Genomic DNA, 16,466 nt, shown 5'->3' on the forward strand with positions numbered 1-16,466 from the left:
GCATGGCTGGAGCATGATGCCGAAAAGTGTAAGCGGTTTTCGGAAGACATCATGCTCTCGTTCTTTGATTGAGCTCGAACCGGGCCGAATTGCTGCGCGGCGTCCAGAGGCTGCGGTCGATCGCTTCGCTGAGCCGCTCCCTCATCTCGTCGAATGCCGCCGGGTTCTTCTCCATCATGAAGGCGGCGACTGCCGGATCGGCGACAAAGGCCTGGTACACCGCCTCGAAATGATGGGCGCCGACCGCCCCTGTCGTCGCCGCGAAAGCGAAGAGATAATCGACGGTGGCGGCGATCTCGGCCGCACCTTTATAGCCGTGGCGCATGACGCCCGCGATCCATTTCGGATTGACGACGCGCCCGCGCACGACGCGGCCGATCTCTTCTTCCAGCGAACGGATAACCGGTTTTTCCGGCCTGGAATGGTCGTTGTGATAGATGGAGGGACGCGCACCGGCCAGTTGCTCGGCCGCCGCCGCCATGCCGCCCTCGAACTGATAGTAGTCGTCGCTGTCGAGCAGGTCGTGCTCGCGATTATCCTGGTTCTGAATAACGGCCTGCAGCGAGCGCAGCCGCTCCTCGAACAGGCCACGCTCGGCCTTGCCCTCCTCGCCGGCGCCATAGGCATAAGAGCCCCAGACGAGATAGGCTTCGGCGAGATCGGCACGCCGCTCCCAGCCCTTCTCGTCGATCAGCGCCTGCAGGCCGGCGCCGTAGGCGCCGGGCTTCGAGCCGAAGACCCGATAGCCCGCCCGCCGTTTTGCCGAGCCCTCATCCAGACCGGCGGCGGCAAACCTTGCCGCCTCGCCGCGCATGCGCGCTGCAATCGGATTGTCGGCCTCGTCCTCCTCAAGCGCGCCGACGGCGCGGATGGCCTTGTCGAACAGCGCGATCTGCTCGGGAAAGGCGTCGCGGAAGAAGCCGGAAATCCGCAGCGTCACGTCGACGCGCGGCCGCCCGAGCACTGCTTGCGGGATGATCTCGTAGCCGGTGACGCGGCGCGAGCTCATATCCCAGAGCGGCTTGACGCCGATCAGTGCCAGCGCCTGGGCGATATCGTCGCCGCCGGTGCGCATGTTCGACGTGCCCCAGGCGGTCAGCCCGAAGGAGACCGGCCACTCGCCGTGATCCTGCACATAGCGGCGCACCAAAAGCTCGGCGGATTTCTTGCCGAGCTCGTAGGCCGCCGGCGTCGGCACGGCGCGGCTGTCGACGGAGTAAAAATTGCGGCCCGTCGGCAGCACGTCCGGCCGCCCGCGCGTCGGCGCGCCGGAGGGACCAGGAGCGACGAAGCGGCCGTCGAGGCCGGCAAGCAGTGCTGATATTTCAGCCCGGCCGCAGTCAAGGATCGAGGGCTTGAGCCGCGTCCCGATCTCGGAGAGCACAGCCCGCGTCGCCGTCCAGTCTGCAGGGCAATCGATCTCACCGGAAACGAGCTTGGCGGCGAGCAGCTCGATCCGCTCGACCGTGTCGCCGTTGCTGCGCCAGGGAGCGTCGAGGATATCGGCGAGGATCGGGGGCTTGGGGCCGGTCCAGGCGGCGGCCATGTCACTCTCGAGAGGGTCGAAAGAAGACCTCTCCCCAACCCCTCCCCACAGGTGGGAGGGGCTTGCTGGGCGCGCCACCTCCACATCATCCTTCAGCGCAGAGGTTGCCGCAAGCGCAGCGGTCAGTCCCTCCCCCTTGTGGGGAGGGGTTGGGGAGGGGTTTTCGCTGAAGTGAGTTAGGGAGGGATTTCCCAGCCCCGCATCCCCGGCAATCGCCCGCTGCAGGCTCGCATCGCCGCCCTCGCCGAGCCCACGCGGCACCCGCGCCAGCGCCACCGTCAAATCCGTCAGCAGCCGCCCTTGCGGCGACACGCCGAATACGTGCAGCCCGTCACGGATCTGCATCTCCTTGAGGTCACAGAGATAGGCGTCGAGCTTCTTCAACGCGTCGCCCTCGCTTTCGCCACTCACCATGCCGGCATCCCGATCCAGGCCGATATCGGTCACGAGGTCGAGGATCTGCCGGCTGAGCAGCCGGATACGGCGGGGATCGCCGCCGGAGGCCTCGTAATATTCATCGACCAGCGCTTCCAGATCCTTGAGCGGGCCGTAACTCTCGGCCCGTGTCAAAGGCGGCGTCAGGTGGTCGATGATGACGGCGGCCGTCCGGCGTTTGGCCTGCGTACCCTCGCCCGGATCATTGACGATGAAGGGATAGAGATGCGGCAGCGGCCCAAGGATCGCCTCGGGATAACATGTCTCCGACAGCGCCAGCGCCTTGCCCGGCAACCATTCGAGATTGCCGTGTTTGCCCATGTGAATGACGGCATCGGCGCCGAACTCGTGGCGCAGAAAAGCATAGAAGGCGAGATAACCGTGCGGCGGCACGAGATCCGGTGAATGATAACTTTCCTTCGGGTCGATATTGTAGCCGCGCGCCGGCTGAATGCCGACGAGGACCCCGCCGAAGCGGGCGAAAGGCAGAGCGAAGACGCCCGCGCGAAAATACGGATCGTTCTCGGGATCCCCCCAGCGGGCCCTCACTTCATCCTGAATCTGATTGGGAAGAGAATTGAAGAAGCTGTTGTAGCGACTCAGGGAAAGCGTCTCGCGGATGACTTTGCCGTCATGCCCCGAATTGGTCGGCCCCTCCATCAGATGCCGGATCAGCGCGTCGCCATCGGCTGGAATATCGGCGGCCGGATAAGCCGCGGCTTCCATCGCGCGAAGCACCTCGACAGTGCCGGCCGGCGTATCCAGGCCGACCCCGTTGCCGAGCCGGCCGTCGCGGTTCGGGTAATTCGCCATCACCAGCGCAATACGCCGGTTCCGTGCCGGCGTCCCGCGCAGCCGCGCCCAATTGGCGGCAAGGGTTGCCGCATACCGCACCCGACCGGCATCGGCCTGGCTGGAAACGATGTTGGTCTCGACAGCTGCATCGTAGCGCGCCGCCGTCTTGAAGGAGACCGCGCGCGACAGCACGCGGCCATCCACCTCCGGCAACGCCACATTCATGCCGAGATCGCGAGCAGAAAGCCCCTGCGACGAGGCGGCCCATGCCTCTCGCGACGAGGCGGAAAAGACCGCCTGCAGCACGATGGCATCGTTGGCTTCCAGCACGGTCGGCTCTCGATCGGCGCCGGGGGCGGAAACGGCAAAGCCTGTGGTGTTGATGACGACCTGGGGCTTGAGATCGGCGAAGATGGCTTCAATGATGCCCCTTGAGACGGGATCCTTGAGGCTGTAGGCAAAGACCGGCAGCGGACGCATGCCTTGCGCCTGCAGGGCCTCGATCAGGGCTTCGACGGGGCGAGTTTCGCCGCTCTGCACCAGGGCGCGGTAGAAGGCGATGGCGACTGTGGGGGAAACCGTAGGTTCGAATCCCACCTTCTCCGTCGAGCTTGAGGCACCCCCCTCTGTCCTGCCGGACATCTCCCCCACAAGGAGGGAGATCGGCAAGGTGTTAGAGCTCAATTCCACATCAGTTGTTTGGGGAAACCGCCGCGCCGATCCAATCTCCCCCCTTGTGGGGGAGATGTCCGGCAGGACAGAGGGGGGTATCGCAGGCGCGACGGACGACGTTGGCGCTAGGTGAGAACCGGCAACCCGCCGCCACTCCTCAACCCCGACAAGCCCCCGCCCCGGCCACCAGATCCCCGCCTTCATCAACGGCGCGGCCGGCGCCGGCTTGTCCGCCCCGGCCAGGATCGCCGACGCATAGGCAAGAAAATTCCGCGCATTGGCATCCCCGCCCTCGATCAGGTAGGCCCAAAGCGCGTTGATATCCTCGACGTCAATATTGGAGAAAGGAACCAGCCCGGCATCCGGCCTGGCATCGCCCGGCAGCACGGCAATCAACGCACCATTGCGTGCAGCCGCCGCATGCAGCGCCTCCAGCGCATAGTGGAAATAGCTCGCCCCGCCGAGCGCCCGCACGATGATCAGCTTGGCGTGGCGCGCCGTGCGCTCGACATAGGTATCGACAGACATCGGATGCTTCAGGCTCATCAGGCTGGCGAGCCTTAACGTATGGCCGATCGCCCCGCCGGCATGAGCCGCGGCGATCGCCGCGAGCTCGCTGTCGGCAGCCGAGAGGAACAGGATATCGCCCGGCGTCTGCCCGAGGTCGATCGCCTCCTCGCCGTCGCTGATCGTTCCCTGTTGGGCCAGAAGCAGATGCATGGGTTTACGCCAGCGCCTCGATCGCCGCCCTCACGGCACCCTCATCCATTTCGTGCAGGCCGATGACGACGAGGCGCGTGGCGCGCGTTTCGCCCGGGCCCCAGGCGCGGTCGAAATAATGGTCGATGCGGCTGCCGACCGCCTGGAGCTGCAGGCGCATCGGCTTGCCCGAAACATCGACGAAGCCCTTGAGGCGCAGCACGTCATGGGTTGAGATGATCGTCTTCAGCGCCTCGACGAAAGCGGCTGGGTCAGCAACGGCGCCGAGCTCGACGACGAAGCTGTCGAATTCATCGTGATCGTGCGGCGCGCCGTCCTCATGCTCCAGCTCGTGATGCGACTTGCGGTTGGCGATATCATCCTCCGTGCCGATGCCGAGGCCGAGCAGGATGCCGGCCGGCACTTCGCCGTTTTTCGCCTCGATCATCACCGGCTTGCGCGCGGTGCGAGAAGCGACTTCGTCACGCACGCGGCCAAGACCGGCAACATCGATCAGGTCTGTTTTGTTGAGCACGATGAGATCGGCGCAAGTGAGCTGATCCTCGAACAGTTCCTCGATCGGGCTTTCGTGATCGAGCGATTCATCCTCGGCGCGCCGCGCATCGACGGCATCATGGTCGTCGGCGAAGCGGCCGGCGGCAACAGCCGCGCTGTCCACCACCGTGACGACGCCGTCGACGGTCACCTGGGTGCGAATGTCGGGCCAGTTGAAGGCGGCCACCAGCGGCTGCGGCAAGGCAAGCCCCGAGGTTTCGATGACGATATGGTCGGGCCGCTGCTCCCGTTCCAGAAGCTTCGTCATCGTCGGAATGAAATCGTCGGCAACGGTGCAGCAGATGCAGCCATTGGTGAGCTCGATGATATCGTCCTCGGTGCAGTTCTCGGCGCCGCAGCCTTTCAGCACCTCGCCATCGACGCCGAGATCGCCGAACTCGTTGATGATGAGCGCAATCTTCTTGCCCCCGGCATTGGTGAGCAGGTTGCGGATCATCGTCGTCTTGCCGGCGCCGAGGAAGCCGGTGATGACGGTTGCGGGAATCTTCTGCTGGTTCATGGATTTAACCCTTCATTTTCAGCGGCAGGCCTGCCGCGATAAAATAGACTTCGGCGGCCTTCGCCGCGATCGATTGGTGCAGCCGGCCGGCATGATCGCGAAAATCCCGCGCCATGCGGTTCTCAGGCACGATGCCGAGGCCGACCTCGTTGGAAACGAAAACGAGCCGCGCCTTCGCGCCAGGCAGGAAATCGGCGAGCGCCGTAAACTCCGCTGTCATATCCCGCTCCTCCATCATCAGATTGGTGACCCAGAGCGTCAGGCAGTCGATCAGCACGATACGCCCCTCGCCGTCGATGGCAGTAAGCTTGCCGATGAGATCGAGCGGCTCCTCATGCGTGGTCCAGGAGGGGCCGCGGTCGGCTCTGTGCTGGGCAATGCGCGCCTGCATCTCGTCGTCCCATGCCCGCCCGGTCGCGATGTAGTGGCGCTCGAGGCCGGTTGCCGTGACGAGGTTTTCGGCGAAACGGGATTTGCCGGAGCGTGCGCCGCCGAGGATGAAGGTGGCGGTCATGCCGAAACGACCCTCGGAGAGAGGGCAAAGCGGCGCCACATCCCTCTTCTCCCCAGCGGGGAGAAGGTGCCGGCAGGCGGTTGAGGGGGTGAGCGGCGAAGCCGCGAGTGCACTGAGCGCAAGTGAAAGGCAAAAGGACGGAGATGCCGCGCGGCCCCCTCATCCGACCCTTCGGGCCACCTTCTCCCCGCTGGGGAGAAGGGGAAATTCCATCGCGCCGCACCAGGCCGCGCCGAATTCAATCGTTCAGCCAAAACAACCTCCGTGCTGGCAGCGGGACTCTTGCCCAAGGGTGGGCTTCTCGCCCGGCACGAATGGCAGGTCTCCTGGCTCGCGGGTTTCGGCCTCGATCGGGGCGGACCGGAAACCGGTCGCCCCTGATCGTGCCAGCGGATCTGCCTCGCCTTCCCGGCTGCATTGGCGAAGAGGTGGACGATTCGTAGAAATAGAGACGTCCGACCCCGGTTGATCACCATGCATGTCCAGTGGCTTTTCCGGCATGTCGCCCATCCGGCCCGCCTGCACCATTGCAAGGGTCGGCCGGAAGCGCTCGATGCCGGATGGAAGACCCTGACCGCTCTACAGTCGCGGGGTCGGCTGTGATGAAGGCGCCCGGCTTGGGTCCGCCCCGTCACATTCCCTTTTCATCCGGAAGGGCGCTACACCGATCCGGAACCATCCGTTATGTCCGAGGATGGTCAGATGACCATCCGCGTGGGATGGTCAGGAGACCATCCGTTGACGGATGGTTAGGCAAGCCCGGGGGGGAAGTCAACCAGCCTTGGCGGCCGGCAAACCACCGGTAAGGTGGCATGCCCACCCTAACACGACTTACTCCACCAGAAATATCGTCTTTTATCAGAGGCTTACGTCATAAATATTTGACCCTCGCGCCGGCTTTTCGCCGCAATTGCACGGCAAGCGGACTGCGCCACCGCCCTTGACCGGGCTTCCCCCCGCCTAGTTGTCTAGCCATGCTTATGAAATTGGATCGGCGCCGTCTGCGCGCGCTGCGTGTTTTCTTTGATCTGGAGCGGCTGCGTGCGCTGACCCGCCGCAGCGAGGTCGGCCTGTCGCTCGCGGGCGCCATCGTCGGCATCGCCTCGGGGCTTGCCGTTACCGGGATGAGCTTCGTCTCCAGTGAATTGCACCAGCTGATCTTCGGCATATCAGACGATGAAAGGCTGAGCTCGTCTGCCATCGACGACAAGCTGCTTCTGCTCGCTGCCCCCGTCGCCGGCGGCATCCTGCTCGGGCTGCTGCTTTTCGTCTTGGCGAAGCGACGCAAGAAGCCGATGGTCGATCCGATCGAGGCCAATGCGCTGCACGGCGGCCGCCTGTCCTTGACCGACAGCATCATCGTTGCCGTGCAGAACCTGATCTCCAACGGTTTCGGCGCCTCCGTCGGGCTGGAGGCCGGCTATACCCAGCTTGCCGCCGGCCTCGCCTCGAAATTCGGTCTGAAGCTGCAGCTTCGTCGCTCGGACCTGCGCGTGCTCGTCGGCTGTGGCGCGGCGGGCGCCATCGCCGCCGCCTTCAACGCGCCGCTGACCGGCGCCTTCTATGCCTTCGAGCTGATCATCGGCACGTATACGATCGTGTCGCTGACGCCGGTCGTCACCTCCGCCCTCGTGTCCACGCTCGTCGCAAGACTGCTTGCCGAGGGCGATTTCACCATCGATATCGGCAGCTTCGGTTCGGTCGTGCCGGCCGACTACGTCCCGGCGCTGCTGCTCGGCGTCTTCTGCGCCGGCGTCGGCATCCTCATCATGCAGGGCGTCGCCTTCATCGAGGAACTGGCGCGCAAGAGCTCCATCGCTCCGCCCTTCCGCCCGGCGCTCGGCGGCATCATCGTCGGCCTTCTGGCGATGATCTCACCGCAGGTGCTCTCGGCCGGCCACGGCGCCCTGCATCTCAATCTCTCCCGCGAGGTGGCGATCCCGGCGCTGATCGGCCTCTTTCTGTTGAAATCGCTGGCCTCTGCTATCTCGATCGGCTCCGGTTTCAGGGGCGGCCTGTTCTTCGCCTCGCTGTTCATGGGCGCCCTGCTCGGCAAGCTCTTTGCCTATTGCGGCCCCTATTTCGCCGATGCGACGTTGACGCCTGCGATCTATGCCGTGGTCGGCATGAGTTCGCTTGCCGTCGCCGTCATCGGCGGGCCGCTGACGATGACCTTCCTGGCGCTCGAAATCACCGGCGATTTCCCGATCACGGCGCTGGTGCTCGCCGCCGTCATCACCTCTTCGCTCGTCGTGCGCTCGACCTTCGGCTACTCCTTCGCCACATGGCGCTTCCACCTGCGCGGCGAAAGCATCCGCAGCGCCCATGACGTCGGCTGGATCCGCAACCTGACTGTGAACAAGCTGATGCGCGCCGACGTCAAGACGGCAAGGGCCGACATCTCGCTGGAGGAATTCAAGAGGGCCTTCCCGATCGGTTCGACCCAGCGCGTCATCCTCGTCGAAGAGAGCGACAAATATGCCGGCCTCGTGCTGGTACCGGAGATCTACGCCAATCCGACCGACGCCCAGGACGAGGCTGCGACGCTTGCCGATTTCATCCGCTACCGCAACGATTTCCTGCAGCCGCAGATGAACGCGCGGCAGGCGGCGGCGATCTTCGACAAGAGCGAAAGCGAAGCGCTCGCCGTCGTCAACAACCTTATCGAACGCAAGGTCATCGGCCAACTCAGCGAAAGCCACACGCTGCGCCGCTACAGCGAAGAACTCGACCGCCGCCGCCGTGAGGTTTCCGGCGAGATTTGAGCAAGTCTACGAGGCAGCGTCGGCGAGCCGGAAGACGTCGGCCTTCTTCGAAACGCCGCGCAATTCGAACGAGCCGAGATAGTCGCAGGGAACGGCGCAGGTTGCCGCGAAGCTCTCCGAGAGCAGCAGGTCTTGTTCCAGCGTTCCGCAAAGCTTTTCCAGCCGAGAGGCTTCGTTGACCGCCCTGCCGATCACCGTGAAATCGAGCCTGCCGTGAGCGCCGACATTTCCGTAGAAAACCTCACCGAGATGCAGCACGACATCGATGCCGATATCGGGGCCACCGTTCAGCGTCCGCTCGCGATTGAGCGCTTCGTTTGCCCTCAGTAGATTCTGCGCAGAAGCCAACGCCGCCTTGCAGGCCTTTTGCGGATCCTCGGCGTTCGTGGGAAAGATCGCCAATACGCTATCGCCCATGAACTTGAGAATCTCGCCGGAATTTTCCTCGACATGCCGGTCGATCAGCTCGAAATGCTCGTTGAGAAACTCGACGATCTCGCCCGGCTGATAGACCTCGGTCAGGGCGGTAAAATTGCGCAGGTCGGCAAGCAGGATGGCGGCATCGATGGAACCACCCATGCCCCTGCGGGTTTCGCCGGCAAGAATGCGCGCGCTGGTCCTGGCGCCGGTATAGACAGCGAGAATATCGGTCGCGGTCTTCGATACCGCCACCCGGTAGGCCGCCAGTCCCAGCGCCGGCAACAGCTCGTCGACGATTGCCAGCTGATCATCGGAAAATCCGCCGGGCGCGTCGCTGGTCAGAGAAAAACCGAGCCCGCGCAGCGCCACCTCCTTCGGGAATTCGCAAAGATTGATGACGTGGTACGTGCCGCCGGCCAGCGCCAATTCGCCAAGCTCGGCATAGTGGAGACCCTCGCCATTCGCCAGGTTCCATCGCCCCGTTTTCTCACCGCGGTTCAAAAGGTAAAATATCGGCGTCTTCTCGAAATTGCGCTCCGTCTCAATACCATGTCCGGCGGTTTCGATGGTCGTGACCCCGCCCCGGACGAAATTGGCCGCGACGCCGCGATACATCGGATGGATGGACGGCATTCGGATGCTCGCCCGCCAGATCGGAAAACCCTCCGCAATCAGGCGGTCGCACAGGCCGGCGACGAGGTCACCAATATGCTCGCTGGTGATTCCCTGCTCTATAAGCCACTGAATATGATTGTTAATGTTGGAACCTCCACATGATCAGGCGCGATGTTATGATGGGAAATCGGGCAAATGGGCGGCGATGCCGACCCGCTCGCCGCCAAATCAATGGATAGCCGCACCGGGCCGATATTGCCAGCCATTGGCGATGAGAAGCCTGCTCAGCAGGCCTCCCTGGACTGCGGGCTCGACGCAACGGAGAATGCCTGAGAAATGCGGGCCGCGCCCCCGCCTGCGGTATCCGCATTCACATCCTGACGGTCATGCCGCCATCGACGGTCAATACGTGGCCGTTGACGAAAGAGGCGGCAGCGCTGGCAAGAAACAGCGCCGCGCCGGCAATCTCGTCCGGACGTCCCCAGCGCTGGACGGGGATGCGCTGGCGCACGAACGGCATCAGCTCGTCGTTCGCAGCCATTGCCGCGTTCGTCTCGGTGGCAAACCAGCCGGGCGCAATCGCGTTGCTGGTGATGCCATGCGGGCCGAATTCCACCGCCATGCCGCGCATCAGACCGGTCAGGCCCTGCTTGGCTGCCGGATAAACGCAGTCACCGGGCATGACGACATGGCCGCTGATCGAGGTCACGGCAATCAGGCGGCCGTAACTGCGCCGCTTCATCAGCACGGCGGCATCGCGCGAAAGCGTCATTGCCGCAGCCAGATCGGTACGCAGCAACTCGATAATGGCCTCATCATCGAATTCGGCCAGCGGCCGCCTGTCGCGGGCGCCGACATTGTTGATCAGAATATCGAGCCGGCCGTGGATCTTGTCGATATCGGCCATCACAGCACGCTGGGCCTCGCGATCGGTGACGTCGAATACGGCGGCCTCCGCCGAGCCACCCGCAGACCGGATGCTCCTGACCGCGCCTTCCAAAGTCGCCGCCGTTCGCCCGGTGATAATGACATGCGCGCCTGCCTCGGCCAGGATGCGCGCCATCTCGAAGCCCAGACCACGGCCGCCGCCGGTCACCAGCGCCACCTGACCCGCCAGTGAAAATCGATCCAATATGCTCATGGTTTCATGGCTCTGAATTGGTTTCGTCGCGAGAATTAATGGACTCAGTCAACTAATTTGGCAAGAGCAGAAAAACGGCTGATGATCGCAGGTCCCTGCCCGCGTCATCGACCCAGCCTCCGCCCTCCCAACGAGAGGCAGAAGGAGCAAGCCGCGCCCCTTGCATGACGCAAACGTCCTAGCCAATCAGGCTGGCGAGCCAGCGGGGATCGAGGTGACGTTCCAATTCCCCGGCGACCTCGTCGAGCGCCTGCTCGACGAAGTCGCGGTAATTCCTCCGCTCACCCGAGAGCCCAAAGCTTTGAAGCAGCCGGGCGCGATAGGCATCGCTGCCGAAGAGCCCGTGCAGATAGGTGCCCATGATCCGGCCGTCGGCCGACAGCGCCCCGTCGGGCGCGCCATCGACGATCGCCGAGGGCCTGTCGCAATCCGGGCCGCGGGTGATGCCGAGATGGATCTGGTAGCCGGCAAGCGGCGCGTCATATTCGGTCGACCGTGCATTGCTGTTGCGCACGGTTTTCTCAGGCGCCATCTCGGTCTCGACGTCAAGAAGCGCCAGCCCCGGCGTCTCGAGTGTCCCGCCCTCTATGCCGAGCGGATCGTGGACCATGCGACCGAGCATCTGGTAGCCACCGCAGATGCCGATTACCCGGCCGCCGCGCCTGACATGCGCCTGGAGATCGCGGTCCCAGCCTTCAGCCCTGAAATCCGCGAGATCGGAGATCGTCGATTTCGAGCCGGGAAGAACGACGAGGCCGGCATCGGTGGGCAGTCGCTCGCCCGATCGCACGAAGACCAACTCGACATCCGGCTCCGTTCGCAGCGGGTCGAGATCGTCGAAATTGGCGATGCGCGGCAGCACCGGCACGGCGATCTTCAGCGCGCCCGCTCCGCCCCTCGCCAGTCGTTCGAGCACGACCGAATCTTCGGCCGGCAGACGCGCAGCGCCCTGCAGCCAAGGCACGACGCCGAAGCAGGGCCAGCCGGTAAAACCTTCGATGGCGTGGATGCCGTCGTCAAACAGCGAGACGTCGCCGCGGAACTTGTTGATGATGTAGCCCGCAATCATCGCCCGGTCCTCGTCGGCGAGAATCGCGTGCGTGCCCACCAGCGAGGCGATGACGCCGCCGCGGTCGATATCGCCGACGAGCACGACAGGCACGCCGGCCCGCGTCGCAAAACCCATATTGGCAATATCGCCGGGCCGGAGATTGATTTCGGCCGGCGATCCCGCACCCTCGACGATGACGAGATCGGCACCGGCGGCCACCGTCTCGAAGCTTTCGAGCACGGCGCCGAGCAGTTGCGGCTTCAACCGCTGATAGTCGCGCCCCTTGGCCTGGCCGAACACCCTGCCCTGCACGATGATCTGGCTGCCGTTTTCCGATTGCGGCTTGAGCAGCACCGGGTTCATGTGCACCGAAGAGGGCGTGCGCGCAGCCAGCGACTGCAGCCACTGCGCCCGGCCGATCTCGCCGCCATCGTCGGCAACAGCGGCATTGTTCGACATGTTCTGCGGCTTGAAGGGTCGGACGGTGAGCCCGCGATTGGCCGCCAGCCGGCAGAGGCCCGCGACCAGCACCGTCTTGCCGACATCCGAGCCGGTTCCCTGCAGCATGATCGCTCTTGCCATGGTGGCCGCCTTTCGCTGAGGCGAGGCCTACAATGAGCTGTTATACCGGGTCAAGGCTTGGTCCGGGTCTGGCGCCGCACAGAAACGCGAAAACCGCGCATTGCCTTGGCTCTGCGCGGTTTGCCGAAACTCAGGCGTCTTCGCCCCTACACGGCAAAGCTCGCTTTCTCCAGTACGCACTACCTGAACCGAAGAAGCAGCGGTCATTGCCGCCACGACCCAACTGATAACGGCACATTCTTACCGGAGAGTTATTGAAGACTTACGCAAATGTTAATTTCGACTTTTTTTGACATTCTTGCCGAAATTTCTGTCGAATATCCACTGACGATCGCCAAGGGCGTACGTTTGACCCGCGGGCGCCATTTTTGGGATATTGATATAAATTCTTCGAATTCAATTATTTAGATACGCAACCATGAGCAGAAGACGGTTGATTTCTGCGAGCGAACGCGTAGGCTTCGCCAAAATGCGCCATTGTTGACCATCGCCTGCGACGACCCGCCGGAGAGCTTTGTCGGTGGATTTCAAATCCGGCCGCGCGTCCGCCTAAGAATTCGGGGAATGACGATGAAGACGTATCTGATGATGGCCGTCTTTGCCGCGGCTCTTTCTACCATCGCGCCGGCCGAAGCCGCAGAGTGCGGCAAGGTTTCGATCGCCGAGATGAAATGGGCCTCGGCAGGGATCGCGGCAAATTTCGACAAGATCATCCTGGAAAAGGGCTACGGCTGCTCCGTTACCATCGTCGACGGCGACACCCTGCCGACCTTCGCTTCGATGAACGAGAAAGGCACACCCGACGTCGCCTCGGAATATTGGATCAATTCCGTCCGGTCCCTGCTCGATCAGGCCGTCAACAGCGGCCGGCTGGTGCAGGGGGCCGAAATCCTGGCCGACGGCGCGGTCGAAGGTTGGTGGATCCCGAAATTCATCGCCGACGCCCACCCCGACATCCGTTCGGTCGAGGATGCGCTGAGACATCCCGAACTCTTCCCGGCCGAGGACGATGCGTCGAAGGGCGCGGTCTACAATTGCCCCGCCGATTGGAGCTGCCAGATATCGACCACCAATCTGTTCAAGGCGCTTGCCGCGGACAAGAAGAGCTTCGAGCTGGTCGAGACAGGCAGCCCCGAGCAACTCGACGCCTCGATTGCCCGCGCCTTCGACAACAAGGTCGGCTGGCTCGGTTATTACTGGGCGCCGACCGCCATCCTCGGCAAATACGACATGACGCGGCTGAGCTTCGGCGTCGGTCACGACAAGACCGAATGGGACCGCTGTACGGCGGTTGCCGGCTGCAGCAGGCCGCAGCTCAATTCCTACCCGGTCTCGCGCGCCTTCACATTGATGACGAGGTCCTTCGCCAGCCGTGCCGGGCCTGTCACCACCTATCTCAAAACCCGCAAATGGGACAATGGGACGATCAATCAGGTGCTCGCCTGGCAGGACGAAAACCGCGAGAGCAACGAGGATGCCGCGATCTATTTCCTTCGCAATTACGAGGGTCTGTGGATGAAATGGGTGCCGGCCGATATAGCCGAGAAGGTCAAGGCGAGCTTATAACGTCAGGAGACGATCAACGACCGGACGATTCGACATGACTGGCAATGTTCCCTTTCCCGACCGCGATACCGTTGCGGAAAAGCTTGCTACGCTGTCGGAGGCCGACAAGTCATACTTGGCGCTGCTCATGGAAAACGCCGCTCAGGACGACAATCTGTTGGAAGGCCTGCGCCGCCATCTCGATCTGGCCGCCGGGTCGCGATTGCTGAACTCGCTGAAACTCGAAAATCTCGGACTGTGGCTGGGGACCGTAGCGCCCGACCGTTTGCAGATCAGGCTGATGGAAACTGCCCGTTCCAGCCAGCATCCCGCCTATCAAGCCGTCCGGACCGGCCTCAGCCGATCCGGTGGCCTCGAAAAAGCTTATCCCCCGGCCACCCGGTAGGGTGGTCCGGACCCGGCCAAGATGACCTGGATCAGCCGACAAACTTTTCAGCCGATCACTTCTTCGCAGCCCGGTCGACCGAGCGGCCGGCGTCCTGAGTCGCGTTGACGGCGTTCGCCGTATCTTTTCCCATGCCGCGGATCGTGTTGCCGCAGGAGGAAAGAGCAAGAAGAACCATAAAGGCTGCGGCAATTTTGGCCGTTGTCGTCATTTCGAATATCCTTGTTTGAAATCAACCCCGAATAGCACTCATGCCATCCGCGCCGATAACGCACAAGGGAGCAAAAGGTTCAACGGCTGAAAGACATGCTCAGGCGGCGACCGCCTTCGCTCTTTCGGCAAAAGCGCCGCGAATGCTGTCGGCCACCGTCTCGATCGGCCCCGACATCTGCGAGGCTGTGAGCAGGCGGATATCGAAGGAGCCGAGCTCCGGCAGCCCTTCCTGCAGGCCGAGGATCGTCATGTCCTCGCTGACATAGGAGAGCGGCAGCGGCGCAATAGCGAGATCGGAGAGCACGGCGGCGCGCTGCGCCATCGTATGGCCGCTGAGATAGGCGACCCGATAAGGCCGCTTGTTGCGTTCGAGTTGGGAGAGCGCCTCCTGCCGCCAGATGCAGCCGTCTTCCCAGATCGAGATCGGCAAGGGATCGCGCCGATGCGCCGAGCCGCAGCGGGCGCCGGCCCAGACCAGCCGCTCGCGGAATACCACCTCGCCGCCGGTCGGGAAGGGCCGCGTCGCGCAGTTGATCAGCGCCAGGTCGAGCCGCTGTTCCTCCATGCGCTTCTTCAACCCGACGCTCATGTCGATCGTCACGTCGACCATGATGCCGGGATAGCTTTCGGCAAAGCTCTTCAGAATTCTCGGCAGCAGCCGTTCGCCGATATCCTCCGGCGCGCCGAGCCTGACGACACCTGTTAGTTCCGGCATGATAAAGCGTGACACCGCCTCGTTCGAAAGCGCCAGGATGTTGCGGGCGTAAGAGAGCAGCATCTCGCCATGCCGCGTCAGCGATACCGAGCGGGCGTCACGCAAAAACAGCGTGGCGCCGAGCTGTTCCTCGAGCTTCTTGATCTGCATGGAAACCGCCGACGGCGTGCGGAAGACCGCTTCAGCGGCGGTGGAAAAATTGCCGGTTTCGGCGATGGCGACGAAGGTGCGCAGCACATCGTTGTCAAGCAAAGGAATGGGACGGCGAAAGGGAAGGCTCATCGTCGCATCTTTCAATTTTTCTGATTTATAACCGCATATCATTTTGTTTGATTGAATGTCAATCGCCTCGCATAGTCTGGCTATCGGAAACCGATGCAGCAAAGGAGGCTCGACATGGCGCAAACAAGCACCTGGAATATCCTACAAGCCCTCTCCGCATTCAAGTCGCGCTGGCGCAGAGACGTGAACCGCGAACATGCACTGCGGGAATTGAAGCGATTTCCATCGCACCTGCTGGCCGATTGCCAGCGTGAAATGGAGCTGCCCCTTCTGAGCAGCGCCGCCGGCCCGAAGAGGGTTCTGAGGATCGTGGAATCATCGGGCCGCGCATAATGTGCGGCCCGGCGGTTGTCAGGATTTCAGCTCATAGGCGATCACATCCCGCCCAGCAGCTTGAACGCGATGACCCACATGGTGAAAGCGACGAGCGTTTCCAGCATCCGCCAGAACGAAGGTTTCGAGAAGATCGGCCGCAGCCATGCCGCGCCATATCCGAGCGAAAAGAAAAACAGGAAAGAGCCCGTCACCGCGCCGGCGGCAAACGATGCCTGCTGCCCCGGATAACGCGTCGAGATCGTGCCGAGCAGCACGACCGTATCGAGATAGACATGCGGATTGAGCCAGGTAAGCGCGAGGCAGGTCGCGAGCGTCTGCCGGAAACTCGCCGTTTTGGTCTCCGTCGCCGTGAGAGCAGCGGATGACCGCAAGGCGGAGTAAAGGCTCTTGGCGCCGTACCAGGCAAGAAAGGCGGCTCCGCCATAACGCATGAGCGGATCGAGCCAGGGCAGCAGCCTGGCGATCTGCTGCAGGCTGGTGACGCCGAGCACGATCAGCGCGGCATCCGACAAGGCGCATGCGAGGCAGATGGCGAAGACATGTTCGTTGCGCAGGCCCTGGCGAAGAATGAAGGCGTTTTGTGCGCCGATGGCGACAATCAGGCTGAGGCCCATCATCAGGCCCGTGACATAAATCGAAAAACTCATCGTTTCGGCGAG

14 protein-coding genes and 1 riboswitch are annotated in these 16,466 nt (G+C 63.1%); of the genes, 5 read left to right on the plus strand and 9 right to left on the minus strand.

Translation table 11 applies throughout. The annotated features are described in order from the left end of the window. Positions 1 to 49: 49 nt before the first annotated feature. The 3 genes from cobN to cobU are packed head-to-tail and all read right to left on the minus strand — an operon-like array spanning position 50 to position 5,736. Positions 50 to 4,168, minus strand: coding sequence for a cobaltochelatase subunit CobN (cobN, locus tag GGD57_RS03000; protein WP_184466704.1), 4,119 nt, complete (start codon positions 4,166 to 4,168; stop codon positions 50 to 52). Positions 4,169 to 4,172: 4 nt separating this feature from the next. Continuing rightward, positions 4,173 to 5,222, minus strand: coding sequence for a cobalamin biosynthesis protein CobW (cobW, locus tag GGD57_RS03005; protein WP_184466707.1), 1,050 nt, complete (start codon positions 5,220 to 5,222; stop codon positions 4,173 to 4,175). 4 nt (positions 5,223 to 5,226) lie between these two features. Continuing rightward, positions 5,227 to 5,736: a bifunctional adenosylcobinamide kinase/adenosylcobinamide-phosphate guanylyltransferase gene (gene cobU, locus GGD57_RS03010; protein WP_184467380.1), complete on the minus strand. Its 510-nt coding sequence runs from the start codon at positions 5,734 to 5,736 to the stop codon at positions 5,227 to 5,229. A 299-nt stretch (positions 5,737 to 6,035) separates the two neighbouring features. After that, positions 6,036 to 6,431: riboswitch (cobalamin riboswitch) on the minus strand. 279 nt (positions 6,432 to 6,710) lie between these two features. Between cobU and GGD57_RS03015 the strand changes: the two genes are divergently transcribed. Next, positions 6,711 to 8,501 (plus strand): chloride channel protein, encoded by a 1,791-nt coding sequence (locus GGD57_RS03015; RefSeq protein ID WP_184466709.1) that lies wholly within the window; start codon positions 6,711 to 6,713, stop codon positions 8,499 to 8,501. Positions 8,502 to 8,507: 6 nt separating this feature from the next. Here GGD57_RS03015 and GGD57_RS03020 read toward each other — a convergent pair whose 3' ends face one another. Beyond that, positions 8,508 to 9,554, minus strand: coding sequence for an adenylate/guanylate cyclase domain-containing protein (locus GGD57_RS03020; protein ID WP_246713532.1), 1,047 nt, complete (start codon positions 9,552 to 9,554; stop codon positions 8,508 to 8,510). A gap of 177 nt (positions 9,555 to 9,731) precedes the next feature. On the opposite strand from GGD57_RS03020, the gene GGD57_RS03025 reads away from it, so the two are divergent. Then, positions 9,732 to 9,869, plus strand: coding sequence for a hypothetical protein (locus tag GGD57_RS03025; RefSeq protein ID WP_184466711.1), 138 nt, complete (start codon positions 9,732 to 9,734; stop codon positions 9,867 to 9,869). Between the two features lie 37 nt (positions 9,870 to 9,906). Here GGD57_RS03025 and GGD57_RS03030 read toward each other — a convergent pair whose 3' ends face one another. Continuing rightward, complete coding sequence (locus tag GGD57_RS03030; protein ID WP_184466712.1) at positions 9,907 to 10,677, minus strand: SDR family oxidoreductase; 771 nt, start codon at positions 10,675 to 10,677, stop codon at positions 9,907 to 9,909. Between the two features lie 178 nt (positions 10,678 to 10,855). Then, positions 10,856 to 12,310 (minus strand): cobyric acid synthase, encoded by a 1,455-nt coding sequence (locus GGD57_RS03035; RefSeq protein ID WP_184466714.1) that lies wholly within the window; start codon positions 12,308 to 12,310, stop codon positions 10,856 to 10,858. 564 nt (positions 12,311 to 12,874) lie between these two features. On the opposite strand from GGD57_RS03035, the gene GGD57_RS03040 reads away from it, so the two are divergent. Both GGD57_RS03040 and GGD57_RS03045 read left to right on the plus strand, forming a co-directional pair. Next, entirely contained in the window at positions 12,875 to 13,876 is a 1,002-nt protein-coding gene (locus tag GGD57_RS03040) for a glycine betaine ABC transporter substrate-binding protein (protein ID WP_184466716.1), read from the plus strand. A 34-nt stretch (positions 13,877 to 13,910) separates the two neighbouring features. Further along, the gene (locus GGD57_RS03045) at positions 13,911 to 14,261 is read left to right on the plus strand and encodes a hypothetical protein (RefSeq protein ID WP_184466718.1); all 351 of its coding nucleotides are present in this window, start codon (positions 13,911 to 13,913) and stop codon (positions 14,259 to 14,261) included. A 55-nt stretch (positions 14,262 to 14,316) separates the two neighbouring features. Here GGD57_RS03045 and GGD57_RS03050 read toward each other — a convergent pair whose 3' ends face one another. Then, entirely contained in the window at positions 14,317 to 14,472 is a 156-nt protein-coding gene (locus tag GGD57_RS03050) for an entericidin A/B family lipoprotein (protein WP_004680588.1), read from the minus strand. 99 nt (positions 14,473 to 14,571) lie between these two features. After that, positions 14,572 to 15,513, minus strand: a complete 942-nt coding sequence (locus GGD57_RS03055; protein ID WP_184466720.1) for a LysR family transcriptional regulator — start codon at positions 15,511 to 15,513, stop codon at positions 14,572 to 14,574. A 72-nt stretch (positions 15,514 to 15,585) separates the two neighbouring features. Here GGD57_RS03055 and GGD57_RS03060 point away from each other — a divergent pair, with 72 nt between their 5' ends. Continuing rightward, positions 15,586 to 15,804 (plus strand): hypothetical protein, encoded by a 219-nt coding sequence (locus GGD57_RS03060; RefSeq protein ID WP_184466722.1) that lies wholly within the window; start codon positions 15,586 to 15,588, stop codon positions 15,802 to 15,804. A gap of 41 nt (positions 15,805 to 15,845) precedes the next feature. Here GGD57_RS03060 and GGD57_RS03065 read toward each other — a convergent pair whose 3' ends face one another. Next, entirely contained in the window at positions 15,846 to 16,454 is a 609-nt protein-coding gene (locus GGD57_RS03065) for a LysE/ArgO family amino acid transporter (RefSeq protein WP_184466724.1), read from the minus strand. Positions 16,455 to 16,466 lie beyond the last annotated feature (12 nt).

Origin of the sequence: Rhizobium esperanzae (assembly GCF_014197615.1) — a bacterium.
Lineage (GTDB): Bacteria > Pseudomonadota > Alphaproteobacteria > Rhizobiales > Rhizobiaceae > Rhizobium > Rhizobium esperanzae_A.